Origin of the sequence: Nocardia sp. MDA0666 (assembly GCF_003023875.1) — a bacterium.
GTDB classification, from domain to species: Bacteria; Actinomycetota; Actinomycetes; order Mycobacteriales; family Mycobacteriaceae; genus Nocardia; species Nocardia aobensis.
On record NZ_PYHT01000008.1, the window covers coordinates 82100 to 98650 of the forward strand.

General features: G+C 67.9%; 14 protein-coding genes and 1 pseudogene. 9 read left to right on the forward strand and 6 right to left on the reverse strand.

The genetic code is table 11. The features are described from left to right. The first annotated feature begins 5 nt into the window (after positions 1 to 5). The 7 genes and pseudogenes from C8258_RS33635 (at position 6) to C8258_RS14075 (ending at position 10160) form a co-directional block, all read left to right on the forward strand. Positions 6 to 1157: a 4-hydroxy-3-methylbut-2-enyl diphosphate reductase gene (locus tag C8258_RS33635; protein ID WP_369974751.1), complete on the forward strand. Its 1152-nt coding sequence runs from the start codon at positions 6 to 8 to the stop codon at positions 1155 to 1157. Further along, entirely contained in the window at positions 1158 to 2159 is a 1002-nt protein-coding gene (hpnH, locus tag C8258_RS14050) for an adenosyl-hopene transferase HpnH (RefSeq protein ID WP_036503553.1), read from the forward strand. Between the two features lie 48 nt (positions 2160 to 2207). Continuing rightward, positions 2208 to 4001, forward strand: a complete 1794-nt coding sequence (locus tag C8258_RS14055) for a 1-deoxy-D-xylulose-5-phosphate synthase (RefSeq protein WP_106955570.1) — start codon at positions 2208 to 2210, stop codon at positions 3999 to 4001. Next, positions 3998 to 5125, forward strand: coding sequence for a flavodoxin-dependent (E)-4-hydroxy-3-methylbut-2-enyl-diphosphate synthase (gene ispG, locus C8258_RS14060; protein WP_106955571.1), 1128 nt, complete (start codon positions 3998 to 4000; stop codon positions 5123 to 5125). Before C8258_RS14055 ends, ispG begins: the two co-directional genes overlap by 4 nt. Positions 5126 to 5207: 82 nt before the next feature. Continuing rightward, positions 5208 to 7019, forward strand: a pseudogene (gene efeU / locus C8258_RS14065) (iron uptake transporter permease EfeU); the annotation flags it as partial. 511 nt (positions 7020 to 7530) lie between these two features. After that, positions 7531 to 8766 carry an iron uptake transporter deferrochelatase/peroxidase subunit gene (gene efeB / locus C8258_RS14070; protein ID WP_106955573.1) on the forward strand — a complete coding sequence of 412 codons (1236 nt, stop codon included), beginning with the start codon at positions 7531 to 7533 and terminating at the stop codon, positions 8764 to 8766. Between the two features lie 62 nt (positions 8767 to 8828). Next, a complete protein-coding gene (locus tag C8258_RS14075; protein WP_106955574.1) occupies positions 8829 to 10160 on the forward strand; it encodes an MFS transporter in 1332 nt (443 codons plus the stop codon). On the opposite strand, the gene rlmN is transcribed toward C8258_RS14075, so the two are convergent. Further along, entirely contained in the window at positions 10157 to 11266 is a 1110-nt protein-coding gene (gene rlmN / locus C8258_RS14080; protein WP_063065000.1) for a 23S rRNA (adenine(2503)-C(2))-methyltransferase RlmN, read from the reverse strand. The two genes, C8258_RS14075 and rlmN, sit on opposite strands and share 4 nt — an antisense overlap. A gap of 135 nt (positions 11267 to 11401) precedes the next feature. Between rlmN and C8258_RS14085 the strand changes: the two genes are divergently transcribed. Beyond that, a complete protein-coding gene (locus C8258_RS14085) occupies positions 11402 to 11749 on the forward strand; it encodes a lipopolysaccharide assembly LapA domain-containing protein (RefSeq protein WP_030513091.1) in 348 nt (115 codons plus the stop codon). A 3-nt stretch (positions 11750 to 11752) separates the two neighbouring features. On the opposite strand, the gene C8258_RS14090 is transcribed toward C8258_RS14085, so the two are convergent. From C8258_RS14090 to pyrH, 3 genes are all read right to left on the reverse strand, one after another. Continuing rightward, positions 11753 to 12640, reverse strand: coding sequence for a phosphatidate cytidylyltransferase (locus C8258_RS14090; protein WP_106955673.1), 888 nt, complete (start codon positions 12638 to 12640; stop codon positions 11753 to 11755). A gap of 103 nt (positions 12641 to 12743) precedes the next feature. Next, positions 12744 to 13301, reverse strand: coding sequence for a ribosome recycling factor (frr, locus tag C8258_RS14095; RefSeq protein WP_062962886.1), 558 nt, complete (start codon positions 13299 to 13301; stop codon positions 12744 to 12746). 63 nt (positions 13302 to 13364) lie between these two features. Next, the gene (pyrH, locus tag C8258_RS14100) at positions 13365 to 14099 is read right to left on the reverse strand and encodes a UMP kinase (protein ID WP_036503626.1); all 735 of its coding nucleotides are present in this window, start codon (positions 14097 to 14099) and stop codon (positions 13365 to 13367) included. A 197-nt stretch (positions 14100 to 14296) separates the two neighbouring features. On the opposite strand from pyrH, the gene C8258_RS14105 reads away from it, so the two are divergent. After that, the gene (locus tag C8258_RS14105; RefSeq protein ID WP_106955575.1) at positions 14297 to 14614 is read left to right on the forward strand and encodes a hypothetical protein; all 318 of its coding nucleotides are present in this window, start codon (positions 14297 to 14299) and stop codon (positions 14612 to 14614) included. Positions 14615 to 14674: 60 nt separating this feature from the next. Here C8258_RS14105 and tsf read toward each other — a convergent pair whose 3' ends face one another. After that, the gene (gene tsf, locus C8258_RS14110) at positions 14675 to 15499 is read right to left on the reverse strand and encodes a translation elongation factor Ts (RefSeq protein WP_063011778.1); all 825 of its coding nucleotides are present in this window, start codon (positions 15497 to 15499) and stop codon (positions 14675 to 14677) included. 123 nt (positions 15500 to 15622) lie between these two features. Beyond that, on the reverse strand, positions 15623 to 16501 hold the full coding sequence (rpsB, locus tag C8258_RS14115) for a 30S ribosomal protein S2 (RefSeq protein WP_036503641.1): 879 nt from the start codon (positions 16499 to 16501) through the stop codon (positions 15623 to 15625). Positions 16502 to 16551: the final 50 nt, after the last annotated feature.

Here is a 16551-nt window from a genome sequence, read left to right on the forward strand (position 1 = left end):
CCCCTTTGCTTTCGGAGTGGGCAGCACTGCGCGGCGCCGCCACGGCGCCCGTGGTGCACACCGGGCGCGGTCCGCGACGGCGCTACGACGCCGCCGCGGCGGGTCCGGTCGCGGTGGCGGGAGTCGCGGGTGCGCTGACGACGGAGCTGCGACCCGGTGATCTCGTGGTAGCCAGCGAGATCCGGCGCAACGGTACCGAATTAGCCAGTCCCGCAGCGGTATTGCTGCACGGTGAACTGCTGCGCTTGGGTCTGCCCGCACGGCTCGGGCCGGTGTATTCCGCCGAGCACGTGGTCACCGGCCGGGCGCGCGCCGAACTGGCGGAGACCGGTGCGCTCGCGGTCGATACCGAGACGGCGTTCCTCGCCGCCGATGCCCCCGACGGGCAGGCCGTCGCACTCCGGGCGATCGTCGACACTCCCGACGCGCCGCTGCTGAGCCCGGGCACGCTGTGGCGCGGGGTGCGGGCACTGCGTTCACTGCGCGCGGCGGCGCCGGTGCTGGACCGGTGGTCGGCGGCGACCGGCGATCGCGAGATCCTGCTCGCCGGTCCGCGCTCGTTCTGCGCCGGGGTCGAGCGGGCGATCGAGATCGTCGAGCAGGCCCTGGACCGCTTCGGCGCACCGGTGTACGTGCGGCGTCAGATCGTGCACAACAGCCATGTGGTGCGCGAATTGGCCGGGCGGGGAGCGGTTTTCGTCGAGGAGCTCGATCATGTGCCCGAAGGCGCGGTGGTCGTGCTCGCCGCGCACGGGGTGGCCCCGGAGGTCCGCCGCCAGGCCGAACGCCGCCGCCTGCGCGTGATCGACGGCACCTGCCCGCTGGTGTCGAAGGTGCATGCGGAGGTGCGCGCGGTGGCCCGCGAATCGGACCTGGTGCTGGTGCTGGGTTCGCGCAACTCCTCCAACTCGCTGCGGCTGGCCGAGGTCGCCGCGGCCGAGGGTGTGGCGGCGCATCTGGTGGAGGACGCCGGTGAGGTCGAATTGAACTGGCTGGCCGGCACCCGTCGCATCGGCGTCACCGCCGGCGCGTCGGCACCACCGCATCTGGTGGACGACCTGGTCGAGGCCCTGTCCGGGCTCGGCCCCCTCCGGGTCCGCCACACCACCGTGACCGAAGAGAGTGTTCGATTCAACCTGCCTCGGGAGGTGAGCTGAATGGCCATGCCATTCCGTCAATCCGTACGTCTGGGAGCGTATCTCGCCAAGCAGAAGCTGCTGCGACGCGAGAAGTTCCCCATCCTGGTCGAATTGGAGCCGCTGTTCGCCTGCAATCTGAAATGCGCGGGCTGCGGCAAGATTCAGCATCCGCACACGCTGCTCAAACAGCGCATGCCGGTCGAACAGGCCGTCGGCGCGATCGAGGAATGCGGCGCTCCGATGGTGTCGATCGCCGGTGGTGAACCGCTGATGCATCCGCAGATCGACGAGATCGTGCGGCAACTGCTCGACCGCAACAAGATCGTCTTCCTGTGCACGAACGCGGTGCTGCTGCCCAAACATCTGCACAAGTTCGCACCGCACCGCAATTTCGCGTGGATGGTGCACCTGGACGGATTGCGCGAACGCCACGACGCCTCGGTGTGCAAGGACGGTGTCTTCGATCAGGCCGTGGCCGCGATCCGCGAGGCCAAGGCCGCGGGATTCCGGGTGATGACGAATACCACGTTCTTCGACGTGGATTCGCCGCAGGACGTGATCGACGTCCTGGACTATCTCAACGACGAGCTCGAGATCGACCATATGCAGATCGCGCCCGGTTACGCCTACGAGAAGGCGCCCGATCAGGAGCATTGGCTCGGCGTGAAGGAGACCCATCAGCTGTTCGCCAAGGCCTTCGCCGACGGGCGCCGCAAGAAGTGGCGGCTCAACCACTCCCCGCTGTATCTGGATTTCCTGGAGGGCAAGGTCGACTTCGACTGCACCGCCTGGGCGATTCCGTCGTATTCGCTCAAGGGATGGCAGCGGCCGTGTTATCTGCTCGACGACGGTTATGTGGCCACCTATCGGGAATTGATCGACGACACCGACTGGAACGCCTTCGGCCGCGGCAACGATCCGCGCTGCTCGAATTGCATGGCGCACTGCGGATATGAGCCGACCGCGGTGGTCGCGACCCTGGGTTCGTTGAAGGAGACGATCCGCGCCGCCGTCAGCTGAGTCGAATCGACACCGGGTCGAAGTCCCCCACCGGAAGGTGAGCCACGCATGAACCCCTCGCCGCGCGGGCCGGACCCGCTCGCCGCCCTCACCGGACCCGACGCGCTGGCCGCGTTGTCCGACGACGAACTGCCCGCGCTCGCCCAGCGGTTACGCGATCGCCTCGTCGAGACCGTCACCGGAACCGGCGGGCATCTCGGCGCCAGTCTGGGGACGGTGGAGCTGACCATCGCGCTGCATCGCGTCTTCCGTTCGCCCACCGATGTTCTCGTCTTCGACACCGGACATCAGAGTTATGCGCACAAGTTGCTCACCGGGCGGTCGCCCACCTTCGACACACTGCGGCAGGCCGGTGGGATCGCGGGGTATCCGAACCGCACCGAATCCGCGCACGACTGGGTGGAGAATTCCCACGCCTCGGTCAGCCTGGCGTGGGCCGACGGCATCGCCAAGGCCTTCCAGCTGCGCGGCGAACACGAGCGCCGGGTGGTGGCGGTGATCGGCGACGGCGCGCTGACCGGCGGTGTGGCCTGGGAAGGCCTGAACAATCTGGGCGCGGGCGGGCGCCCGGTCGTGGTGGTTCTCAACGACAACGGGCGCTCCTACGATCCGACCGTTGGAGCGCTGGCCGGCCATCTCACCGGACTGCGCGACGGCGACATCGTCTCCGGAAATCTGTTCGACGCCTTGGGTTTCAGCTATCTGGGCCCGGTGGACGGCCACGATATCGGCGCGCTGTGCACGGCCCTGCACAAGGCGGTCGCACTGGCCAAACCCGTTGTGGTGCATGCGGTGACGGTCAAAGGGCGCGGCTTCGGCCCGGCCGAGGCGGACGAGGCCGACCGCATGCACGCGTGCGGGGTGATCGATCCGGTCACCGGTGCGCCGCGTAGACAACCCGCCCCCACCTGGACCGATATCGTCGAATCCGAACTGGCCGGTATCGCCCGCGACCATCCGGAGGTGGTCGCCATGACCGCGGCGATGCGGTTGCCCACCGGACTCGGCGAATTCTCCCGGAGCGCACCGGAGCGGGTGTTCGATTCCGGGATCGCCGAACAGCACCTGCTGGCCTCCGCCGCGGGCTTGGCGGCGGCCGGGATGCATCCGGTGGTGGCGGTGTACTCGACCTTCCTCAACCGCGCGATCGATCAGGTACTGCTCGATATCGCGCTGCACGAACTGCCGGTCACACTGGCCTTGGACCGCGCCGGCGTCACCGGTCCGGACGGCCCCAGCCATCACGGGATGTGGGATCTGGCGCTGCTCACCTGCGTACCGGGGATGCGGATCGCGTGCCCACGTGATCCCAGCCGGGTCCGCGAACTCCTGCGCGAAGCCGTAGCCACGGCCGGGCCCACCACCGTGCGCTATCCGAAAGCTACTGCCGGAGAAGGTATTTCGTCGCTGGCACGAATGGACGGGATGGATATCCTGTACCGCGGGCCGCGCAGTCCGCTCGACATCCTGCTGGTGGCGGTCGGCCCGATGGCCGGGCCGTGTCTGCGCGCGGCGGAACTGCTGGCCGACAGCGGTTTCGGCGCCACCGTCGTCGATCCGCGCTGGGTGTGGCCGATCAATCCGGGACTGCCGGCGATCGCGGCACGGCATCGGCTCACCGTCTGTGTGGAGGACGGTATCGCCGCCGGCGGGATCGGCACCCACCTGATGCACGCGGTCGCCCGCGACACCGGCGCCGCCCCGGTCCGCGCGCTCGGCCTGCCGACCGCATTCATCGCCCACGCCTCCCGCGACAGCATCCTGGCCGAATACGGCCTCACCGGCGAGGGCATCGCCGCCGCCTGCACACAGTGGTTACCCGCGACCGAGAGGATCCGATGACAGCCGTATTCCTGTCCGAGCCCTCGGCTCCGACCCTACGACCACGCCGGGAAAGCCGGCGCATCGACGTCGGCTCGGTGCCCGTCGGCGGCGGCGCACCCGTCTCGGTGCAGTCGATGACCACCACCGTCACCGCCGACGTCGAGGCGACGCTGCGCCAGATCGCCGAATTGACCGCTGCCGGTTGCGATATCGTCCGCGTCGCCGTGCCCACCCAGGACGACTGCGCGGCACTGCCGACGATCGCCCGCCGCTCGGCCATCCCGGTGATCGCCGACATCCATTTCAATCCGCGCTACGTCTTCGCCGCCATCGACGCCGGCTGCGCCGGAGTGCGGGTCAATCCGGGCAACATCCGCACCTTCGACGACAAGGTTCGTGAGATCGCCGCGGCGGCCGGTGCGGCGGGGGTACCGATCCGCATCGGGGTCAACGCCGGTTCCCTCGATCGGCGCATCCTGGAACGGCACGGCGGTCGCTCCACAGCCTCCGCCCTGGTCGAATCGGCGCTGTGGGAGGCCGGGCTGTTCGAGGAGCACGGTTTCACCGCACTGAAGATCTCGGTGAAACACAACGATCCGCTCACGATGATCCGGGCCTACCGGCTGCTCGCCGAGCGCTGCGACTATCCGCTACACCTGGGGGTCACCGAGGCGGGTCCGCCGCTGCAGGGCACCGCGAAATCGGCCACCGCGTTCGGGATCCTGCTGTCCGAGGGGATCGGCGACACGGTCCGGGTCTCGCTGTCGGCGCCGCCGGTCGAGGAGGTCAAGGTCGGGCATCACATCCTGGCCGGGCTCGGGCTGCGGCCCCGCACCCTCGACATCGTGTCCTGCCCGACCTGTGGTCGCTGTCAGGTCGACGTCTTCGAGCTCACGAAGAAGGTCGAGGCGGCCTTCCGGGATTTTCCGGCGCCGTTGCGCGTCGCGGTGATGGGCTGCATCGTCAACGGCCCGGGTGAGTCACGGGAAGCCGATATCGGGGTCTCGGCGGGCAATCACAAGGGTCAGATCTTCGTCCGCGGCGAGGTGGTGCGGACGGTGCCGGAATCGATGATCGTGGAAGCGCTGCTCGAGGAAGCGCTGACGCTGATCGACGACGCGCCGGAGAGCCGGTCGAGCTAATACGGACATACCTCGCATACCACCCCACCTGCGGCAATGAGTACTCGCTACAGGCATGCAGGATTGGACCTGTGGTATAGGTATGCCTTACCTTTGGACGGTGAGCTGGGCCGAGGCTGTACCTAATCTACTGATCTGCCTGCGGGAGGGCCTCGAGGCGGGACTCGTGGTGACGATCCTGCTGGCTGCCGTGCGCAAGACGTCGACCCCGCAGCGCCCGGTCTCCGCGACTCCCGTCTGGCTCGGCCTGCTCGGCGCGGTATCGGTGGCGGCCAGCTTCGCGGCCGTGCTCACCTACTCCACGAGCGTGCTCTCGAATTCCGGCCAGGAAATCGTCGGCGGCACCCTGAGCGTGATCGCGGTCGGACTGGTGACGGCGATGGTGTTCTGGATGCGGCGCACCGCCGCGTCGCTGTCCGGTCAGCTTCGCGGTGAGGTCGCCCGCGCCACCGCGATCGGGGCGGGTGCGCTGGCAATCACGGCATTCATGGCCGTCGGGCGCGAGGGCCTGGAATCGACGCTGTTCGTCTGGACCGCGGTCAAGGCATCCGGCACCACGGTCGCACCGCTGGTCGGCGCCGCGCTCGGTTTCGCCGCCGCGGTGGTGCTGTGCTGGTTGCTGTACCGGCAGTCGGTGAAACTCAACCTCGGCGTGTTCTTCAACCGCACCGCGCTCGCGCTGATCGTGATCGCCGCCGGTGTGCTGTCCTACGGTCTCGGTGATCTGCAGGACGCGAACATCCTGCCCGGACGACACTGGGTCGCCTTCGACCTGTCGGCCCATATCGACCCGAATTCGTGGTGGGTCTCGATCATCACCGGCATCACCGAGCTCACGCCGCGCATGACGGTGCTGCAGGTTGTCGCCTGGGTGGTCTACCTGGCCGTGGTGATCCCGCTGTTCATCCGCGCGGGACGCCAGGCGCCCGCGAAGGCCCCGGCGAAGGCGGCGCAGCCGGCTGCCGCGACGGCTGCCGCTGCGGCGAGCGCCCCGGGTGCCACACCGGTGTCAGCGGCTCCTGCCGCCTCCGACTCGGCCGCGGCCGAGTCGGAGCCCACTGCGCCGCCGCAGCCCAGGGAGGCAACCGGCCAGGGTCCCGCAAACACGGCGTCGGCGCCTCCCCCGAGTGCAGCGGCAACGTTCACATCGGCTCCAGCCGACTCCGAGCACGCGCCCGACTGGTGGGAGCGAATCGCCGGGCCGCGGCCGTTGCTGGTCGGTGCGGTGCTGGTGGTCGTTCCCGCCGTGGCCGCCGGGGTGGCGATCGCGCTGCTGCCGTCGAGCGGCTCCGGTAAGGCGCAGGCGGTGTCGGTCACCGACAGTTCGTGTGCCTCGGAATGGAAGTCGGGGCGGGCCGGGACGCAGACGTTCGAGGTGCAGAACAAGACGTCCAAGGCCGGGGAGATCAACCTGGTGAACTCCGGCGGTGCGGTCGTCGGGGAGATCGAGACGATCGGCCCGGCCACCACCGCCAACCTGACCGCGACCTTGAGCAGCGGCACCTACACCATGCAATGCCTGATGTCCGGTAAGCCGGTGACCTCGTCGGCGGCGGTGCAGGTCAGTGGCGAGGCGGGCGACACCCCACCGGCCGTCAAACGCGTCACAGAGGACGATCTGCGCGGCCCCAACGACGCCTATCAGGCCTACGCCGCCGGCGTGCTGACCCGGCTCTCCGGCGCCGTCACCGCGATCGGCAACGATCTGCGTGGCGGCAATATCGCTGCCGCACAAGCGGATTGGCTCAGCGCCCAGCTGGAATGGGAGCGCGTCGGCGCCTCCTACAACAGTTTCGGCGACGCCGGCACCGCGGTATCGGGTCTGCCCGACGGCCTGCCCGGTGGTGTGAACGATCCCGGATTCACCGGTCTGCACCGGCTGGAATACGGCCTGTGGCACGGACAGCGGCCCGATCAACTGCTGCCGGTGGTCGATCGGCTCGGCGGCGATATCGCGAACATCCGGCATAATCTCGGCAGCGACGACCTCGCCGGCGATCCGAAGAAGCTGCCGCTGCGCGCCCACGAAATCCTGGAAGACGCTCTGCGCGACCATATTTCGGGCATCGACGACCAGGGCGCGGGCGCGGCGTATCCGATGACGCTCGCCGACATCGACGTGACTCGCGCGGTTCTCGATCAGTTCGGCCCACTGATCGATCCGCGGGCGCCGCAACTGCGCGCCACCCTGCGCACCCGCCTCGACGAGTTGCAGGCGGCTCTGCTCGCCACCCAGAACCACGGACAGTGGCAGTCGCCGGATCGGACCCCGCCGGCCGCGCGGCAAGCCGTCAACGCGCGCCTCGGCGCCGCTCTCGAGGAACTCGCCAAGGTGCCGCGGTTGCTCGAAGTGCCGATCTCCCACTGACCATGCCGAACCACCGACCGACCAGTAAGGCTTCACGATGAACGTCAGCCGCCGCCGCTTCCTCTCCGGCGCCGCCGCCGGTGCCGCCGGAACCGCGCTGACCGCGGGCATTCTCGCCGAGGGTGCCCGCCAGGACGCCGACGCCGCCACGGTGGGCAGCCCGAAGGCCGAGGCGAGCTATCCCTTCCACGGCGAACATCAGGCCGGCATCCTCACGCCGGGCCCGTCGGCGAAACAGAACGCCGCCTGCTTCGCCGCCTTCGACGTCACCACCACCCACCGCGCGGAACTGGTGGAGGCGATGAAGACCCTCACCGCACGTGCCCGCTTCCTCACCGCCGGCGGCGCCCCGACCGACCTCGGCCTTGGTCAGCCGCCGTCCGACAGTGCGGTGCTCGGGCCGGAGGTGATCGCCGACGGGCTCACCGTCACCACCGGAGTGGGCGCGAGCCTGTTCGACGGCCGCTTCGGGCTGGCCGCGGCCAAACCCGCCAAACTCACGCCGATGCGAACCTTCCCCAACGACACCCCGGATCCGGCCTGGATGCACGGCGACCTGCTGATCCAGCTGTGCGCCCACCACCCCGACACGGTCCATCACGCGCTGCGCGACATCACCCGCCAGACCCGCGGCGCACTGCAACTGCGCTGGAAGATCGACGGCTACAACTCGCCGCCGCGCCCCTCCGGCACCGGCCGGAACCTGTTGGGCTTCAAGGACGGAACGGCCAACCCGACCGGCGCCGACGCCGAATCGCTCATCTGGACCGACGGCGGCGGCGAACCCGAATGGACCCGCGGCGGCACCTACCAGGTGGTCCGGCTGATCCGCATGCTCGTCGAATTCTGGGACCGGGTCTCGATCAACGAGCAGGAGAACATGTTCGGGCGCCGCCGCGACTCCGGCGCCCCGCTCGACGGCAATCAGGAATTCGACACCCCCGACTACGCCGCCGACCCGGAGGGCTCGGTCATCCCGCTGGATTCCCATATCCGGCTGGCTAATCCGCGCACCCCCGAAACCGCTCGCCAGCAACTGGTCCGCCGCTCCTACAACTACGACCTCGGCGTGGAGCGCAACGGCAACATGGCCTCGGGGCACATCTTCACCTGCTTCCAGCAGGACGTCGCCCGCCAGTTCGAGGCCATCCAGACCCGGCTGATCAACGAACCCCTCACCGACTACGTCCAGCCCTTCGGCGGCGGCTACTTCTTCGCGCTGCCGGGAGTGCGTGACGACAAGGATTGGTACGCAAGGGCTTTGCTCAGCTGAGCGGCGCGCGGGTGACACCACGACGCGACTTGACTGGCCGTCCGCGAATGCGGAGAGTACGGATGATGATCGCTCCCGCCGACGTCGCCACCGCGACCGTACGCAAGGTGACGATTCGGCTGGTGCCGTTTCTGTGCCTCCTGTACTTCGTCAATTACCTGGATCGGGTGAACGTGGGATTCGCCGGGCCCAGCGGAATGAAGGCCGACCTCGGCATGTCGGAGACCGCGTTCGGCTTCGCCTCGGGGATCTTCTTTCTCGGCTATCTCGTACTGGAAGTGCCGAGCAATCTGGCGCTGCACCGGTTCGGTGCGCGGCGCTGGATCGCCCGCATCATGCTCACCTGGGGCATCGTCGCCACCGCGATGACGTTCGTGCCCAACGAGACGGTCCTCATCGTGCTGCGCTTCCTGCTGGGCGTGGCGGAGGCCGGATTCTTCCCGGGCATTCTGCTGTATCTGACCTTCTGGTTTCCGCAGCGCTATCGTGCCCGAATCGTCGCTCTGTTCATGACCGCGGTACCGCTGTCGACCGCTCTCGGATCCACGCTGTCGAGCCTGCTCATCGAATACGGAGACAACGTATTCGGGCTCAGCGGCTGGCGATTCATGTTCCTCGTGCAGGGCCTGCCGGCCTTGCTGCTGGCGGTAGCGACCTGGTTCTACCTCACCGATCGGCCGGAGCAGGCCCGATGGTTGTCGGACGAGGAGAGGACTTGGCTGGCAACCGAACTCGCGGAGGAGCAACGGTCGGTTCAGCGCACCGAACACTGGACGGTGCGCCGATCTCTCACCCATCCGCGCATACTCGGACTGGCCGCGATCTACGCGGGTATCGTCTACGGGCTCTACGCGCTCGGGTTCTTCCTGCCCACCATCGTGGCCGGATTCCAGCAGCAGTACGGTACCCACTATTCGGTGGTGCAGCGCGGTCTGATCACCGCTGTCCCCTATGTGATCGGCGCGGTCGCGATGGTGTGGTGGGGCCGCCACGGCGATCGCACCGGCGAACGGCGCAGGCATGTCGCTCTGCCAGCGATCATCGGCGGTCTCGCCATTCCGGTCGCCTTGTACCTGCACAACCCGTTCGCGGCCATGTCCGCGGTCACCGTCTGCGCCGTCGGTGTGCTCGCCGCTCTGCCCACCTTCTGGGCCCTGCCGAGCGCGTTCCTGTCCGGCGCGGCCGCGGCGGGCGGTATCGCCCTGATCAATTCGCTCGGCAATGTCAGCGGGTTCGCGGCGCCCTACCTCACCGGCTGGCTGGCCGACCTGACCGGGACTCAGCGCGCGGGCCTGTGGGTGGTGGGAGCGGCGATGGTACTCGCGGGTCTCGGCGTATTCGCGCTGCGATCCGGCAGCGCCGACCGCGACCCTACCGGCAGCGCAGCAAGCTAACCCTCCGCGGCCAGCTGTCCGCAGGCCGCGGCGATTTCCTGCCCGCGGGTATCGCGTACGGTGCACGGCACACCCTGTGCCTCCACCCGCCGAACGAATTCCCGCTCAACAGGTTTCGGTGAGGCGTCCCACTTACTACCCGGGGTCGGATTCAACGGGATCAGGTTCACGTGCACACGGGCGCCCAGCGCCTTGTGCAGCTTCTGGCCCAGCATGTCGGCACGCCACGGCTGGTCGTTGATGTCGCGGATCAGAGCATATTCGACCGAGACCCGGCGACCGGTCTTGTCGGCGTAATACCGTGCGGCGTCGAGGACTTCGGCGACCGACCAGCGATTGTTGACCGGCACCAACGTATCTCGCAATTCGTCGTCCGGCGTGTGCAGGGACACGGCCAGCGTCACCGACAGGCCCTCGTCGGCCAGTTTGCGGATCGCGGGGGCCAGACCGACCGTCGACACGACCACGTTGCGCTGCGAGATACCCAGACCGTCCGGCGCGGGTGAGGTGATTCGCCGGACCGCGGCCACCACACGCTTGTAGTTGGCGAGCGGCTCGCCCATGCCCATGAACACGATGTTCGACAGCCGACCGGCACCGCCGGCGACCTCGCCGTCGCGCAGCGCCGCGGCGGCCGCGCGCACCTGGTCGACGATCTCGGCGGTGGAGAGGTTGCGGTTCAGTCCGCCCTGCCCGGTCGCGCAGAACGGGCAGGCCATACCGCAGCCGGCCTGACTGGAGATGCACAGCGTGTTGCGGTCGGGATAGCGCATCAGCACGCTCTCGAGCAAGGTGCCGTCACCGGCGCGCCACAGGGTCTTGCGCGTGGTACCCGCATCACACACCACCTGCCGCACCTCGCTGAGCAGCGGCGGGAACAACGCGTCGGCGATCTTCTCCCGCATCGGCTCGGGCAGATCGGTCATCTGCCGCGGATCGGCCTGCAGCCGCCCGTAGTACTGCCGGGCGATCTGATCGGCCCGGAACTTCGGCAGTCCGAGTTCCTCCACCGCCTGCCGCCGCTGGGCCGAGTCGAGGTCGGCGAGATGCCGCGGCGGCATTCCACGGCGCGGAGCGTCGAAAACGAGCGGCAGGGAGGTAGTCATAACCCTTCCAGTGTCGCATTGCCGGTACCGGCCCGCCGCCTGCGGGCAGGGATAACCCGATCACAGTTACGGCGCGGGCGAACGGGTATTCCGGAGATACGCATATCCGCCATAGCGATCGGGAATGATCGAAATATGACCAGCGACGCAGTACCGAGCCACGGACCGGACCCGGTCCCGCACACCGATCCCCCGCGCGTCGACACCCCGCCCTCGACCGCACCCGTCCGCCGCAACCGAGCACTCAAGACCCGTGCGGGCTACACCTGGGTGGCGCTCGTCGCGGCGGCGGTCATCGGGGTTCTGCTGTTGATCTTCATCCTGCAGAACCTCGATCAGGTCCGAATCCATCTGTTCTTCTGGCAGTTCAACCTGCCGCTCGGCGTCACGCTGCTGCTGTCGGTGATCGCCGGAGCGCTGGTGATGGCGCTGGCCGGCGGCTGGCGGATCATGCAGTTGCGGCGCGCGGCGAAGCGACGCTGAGCCTCAGAGCAGGGCGGTCAGCACCAGCCAGGAGACGAACGCCGAGGGCAGCATCGAGTCGAGGCGGTCCATGATGCCGCCGTGCCCGGGCAGCAACGTGCCCATGTCCTTGATGCCCAGCTCGCGCTTGATCTGCGATTCGATCAGATCCCCGCAGGTCGCCACGACCACGACCGCGACGCCCAGCAGCACGCCGATCATCGAATTGGCCTGCAGCAGCAGCGTCACCGTGAGGAGTCCGCCGATGATGCAGAACACCAGCGATCCGGCGAATCCCTCCCACGATTTCTTCGGGCTGATGGCCGGCACCATCGGATGGCGGCCGAACAGCACGCCCGCGACGTAACCGCCGACATCGGAGCAGACCACCAGGATCATGAAGGTCAGCACGCGGAGATTGCCGTCGTCCTGCTGCAACATCAGCACCGCGAACGAGGCCAGCAGCGGGATCCAGGACACCACGAACACCGTTATCGCGGTGTCGCGCAGGAAGTTTCGCGGCGTGGCCACCAGGCCGTGGTCGAACAGCCGCCACACCATGCACACCAGCGCCGTCGCCGCGAAGGCGCCCGCCACGCCCTCGGTGCCGTAGGGCCAGGCCAGCCAGATCATCGCCTGTCCGCCGACGATGAGCGGCACCCGCGGCACCAGGACGTCGGCCTCGCGCAGCCGCTTGGCGACCTCCCAGGTGGCGATCGCCATCGCGACCGCGATGACTCCGATGAGAACCTTCGGAACGAACAGCAGGATCGCGATCAGCGATGCGCCAAGGCCGACACCGACCGCCAGCGCGGCCGGTAAATTGCGACCGGCGCGGGAGGGCTTACCGCTCGGCTGCGCCGAGGGGGTGTCGGGAGCCGGTGTTGCACCGGCCGGGTCGCTCGCCGGCATCGTCTCGCCGGCTGCGGCTTCTTCGGCCACGATTGTCCCGTCGCTCACTTATTCGTCCACTCCGTCCCCGGGCCCGTGCCGCATCGTCGCGCCGGGCCGAGTCTCACACCTCGAGCAGTTCCGATTCCTTGTGCTTGACCAGCTCGTCGATCTGGGCAACGTACTTCTGGGTGGTCTTGTCCAGTTCCTTCTCGGCGCGACCGACCTCGTCCTCGCCGGCCTCGCCGTCCTTCTGGATGCGGTTCAGCTCGTCCATCGACTTGCGCCGCACATTACGAATGGCGATCTTGGCGTCCTCCCCCTTGGATTTCGCCTGCTTCACCAGTTCTCGGCGGCGTTCCTCGGTCAGCTGCGGGATCACCACGCGGATGATGGTGCCGTCGTTGGTCGGATTCACGCCCAGATCCGAATTGCGGATCGCGGTCTCGATCGTCTGCAACTGCCCCTGCTCGTAGGGCTTGATGACGACCATGCGCGGTTCGGGCACGGTGATGCTGGCCATCTGGGTGATCGGCGTCGGCGAGCCGTAGTACTCGACCACGACCCGGTTGAACATGCCCGGGTTGGCGCGGCCGGTCCGAATACCTCCGAGGTCGTCCTTCGCCACCGAGACAGCCTTTTCCATCTTCTCCTCGGCGTCGAAGAGCGCTTCATCAATCACGACCGTTTCCTCCACAGCATCGTTTCGGGGCCCGGAATTCGCGAGGACCGATCCCCGCAGGGTTCAGGACCGAACCAGTGTGCCGATTTTCTCACCGGCCACCGCGCGGGCGATATTGCCCTTGATCAACAAATTGAACACCAGCATCGGCATCTGGTTGTCCATACACAAACTGAACGCGGTGGCATCGGCCACCTTGAGTCCGCGCTCGAGGACTTCCTTGTGAGTGATCTCGGAGAACATGCTCGCCTCCGCCTCGACCTTGGGGTCGGCGGTGAAGACGCCGTCGACGGCCTTGGCCATCAGCACGACCTCGGCGCCGATCTCGAGCGCGCGCTGTGCTGCGGTGGTGTCGGTGGAGAAGTACGGCATGCCCATTCCGGCCCCGAAGATCACCACGCGACCCTTCTCCAGATGCCGCTTCGCGCGCAGGGGCAGATACGGCTCCGCGACCTGTCCCATGGTGATGGCCGTCTGCACGCGGGTGTCGACCCCCTGCTTCTGCAGAAAGTCTTGCAGCGCAAGGCTGTTCATCACGGTGCCGAGCATACCCATGTAATCGGAGCGGGCCCGTTCCATGCCGCGCTCCTCGAGTTCGGCGCCGCGGAAGAAGTTGCCCCCACCGATGACTACCGCCACCTGCACGCCGGTCGAGACGACCTCGGCGATCTGCTCGGCCACGGTCTGGACCACATCCGGGTCGAGCCCGACCTCGCCGCCGCCGAACATCTCCCCACCCAATTTGAGGAGTACTCGGCGATAGCCCTTGCGGTCGGGCGCCGTATCCGGGTCCGTCATCGGTCTCCTAGTCCTCGGCAGTCGAGCGAGCGCACGCACGGGAAATTACCCTCCCGGGCGCGATTGTTCGCGCGGGACGGTAACACGCTGTGTCCATCCTGCACCACCAGCGGTCGCGCCGGTGAGCCGACCCTCGAATACGCGACAATTCCCTATCCCACTGCGAAACGTTGTTGTTTCAAATAAGGTGCGGGCGCATGGAGATCACTCGCCGGACGGTTCACATTCTCTGCGCCGCGGCATTGCTCGGCGCCGCACCCCTCGCCGTCGCCTCCCCCGCCACAGCGGCGGTCGTTCCACTGACGCCGGAGGCCGGCGCGGCGCCGGATCACGCCGGTTCCGCGGCACCTGCCAGTTTCACCGGCCCGATCCCCACCGGCAGTACCGATGCCGCGTTCGGCAGCGTCGACAGCGGCACGCCGATCATCAGCCTGCTGCCGGCGATCCCGTATCTGGCGAACTGGGCCATCACGGGCAGCAGCGGATGCATCAACCCCGGCGGCTGCGGCGGCTGATCGATACCGAAAGGCCCCCGGCGCAACGGAATTCGTCGCACCGGGGGCCTTTCCGGCAGATCAGGCCTGACCGACCTCGAAGCGGGCGAAGCGGGTGATGGTGACACCGGCATCGTCCAGCAGCTGCTTGACGGTCTTCTTGCTGTCGGTGACCGAGGACTGCTCCAGCAGGACGACGTCCTTGTAGAAGCCGTTCACGCGACCCTCGACGATCTTCGGCAGCGCGGCCTCCGGCTTGCCCTCTTCCTTCGCGGTCGCCTCGGCGATCTCGCGCTCCTTGGCGACGACATCGGCCGGGACATCCTCGCGGGTCAGGTACTTGGCCTTGAGCGCGGCGATCTGCATCGCGGCGGCGCGAGCGACCTCGGCCGCGGCGTCGCCCTCACCCTGGTACTCGACCAGCACGCCGACGGCCGGCGGCAGGTCCGAGGACCGCTTGTGCAGGTAGGTCGCGACCGGGCCGTCGAAGGACACGACGCGACGCAGCTCCAGCTTCTCGCCGATCTTGGCGGCCAGCTCCTGCACCACCTGGTCGGCGGTCTTGCCGTTGACGTCGACGGCCTTGAGCGCCTCCAGGTCGGCCGGGCGCACCTTGGCGGCGGCGTCGACGATGTCGCCGGCGGTGTTCTGGAACTCGTCGTTCTTGGCGACGAAGTCGGTCTCGGAGTTGAGCTCGATCATCACGCCGTTCTGCGCGGCGACCAGGCCCTCGGCGGTGGCGCGCTCGGCGCGCTTGCCGACATCCTTGGCGCCCTTGATCCGCAGCACCTCGACGGCCTTGTCGAAGTCGCCGTCGGTCTCCTCCAGGGCCTTCTTGCAGTCCATCATTCCGGAGCCGGTGAGCTCGCGGAGCCGCTTCACATCCTGGGCGGTGTAGTTCGCCATCGTGGCGAGCCTCCTCGAAGATTTACGAAAGTTGTCAGGTCTCTTAGCACCACCATGCCGACCGCTTCCGAACAGGAAGGGCCGGCAGGGTGAACAGACAATCGCGGTGGGAACCGCGCCGGATCAGAAGTCGGCCGGGGTCTTGGTGGCCGGCTCTTCCTTCAGCTCCGCCTCGGCGGCGGTCTCGGCCGGAGCTTCGGCGGCAGCCTCGCCGCCCTCGGCGGCCGGGGTCGCCTGCGCCAGCAACTCCTGCTCCCACTCGGCGAGCGGCTCGCCGGCGCCGGCTTCGGGCTTCACATCGCCCGACGCGCGGGAGGCGCGGGCCTGCACGCCCTCGGCGACCGCGGAAGCGACAACCTTGGTGAGCAGCGCGGCCGAGCGGATCGCGTCGTCGTTACCCGGGATCGGGTAGTCGACCAGGTCGGGGTCGCAGTTGGTGTCCAGGATCGCGATGACCGGGATGTTCAGCTTGCGAGCCTCACCGACGGCGATGTGCTCCTTGTTGGTGTCGACGACCCAGATGGCCGAGGGAACCTTGGCCATATCGCGGATACCGCCGAGGGTGCGCTCCAGCTTGTTCTTCTCGCGGGTCAGCATCAAGATTTCCTTCTTGGTGCGGCCCTCGAAACCACCGGTCTGCTCCATCGCCTCGAGTTCCTTCAGGCGCTGCAGCCGCTTGTGCACGGTGGAGAAGTTGGTGAGCATGCCACCCAGCCAGCGCTGGTTGACGTAGGGCATCCCGACGCGAGTCGCCTCGGCCGCGATCGACTCCTGAGCCTGCTTCTTGGTGCCGACGAAGAGAACGGTGCCACCGTGGGCAACGGTCTCCTTGACGAACTCGTAGGCCTTGTCGATGTAGGTCAGCGTCTGCTGCAGGTCGATGATGTAGATGCCGTTGCGGTCGGTGAAGATGAACCGCTTCATCTTCGGGTTCCACCGCCGGGTCTGGTGACCGAAGTGTGCGCCGCTGTCGAGCAGCTGCTTCATGGTTACGACAGCCATAGCTGCGTACCCGCCTTTCTGAGCCGGTTGACGCAGAAATCGAGGGTCGA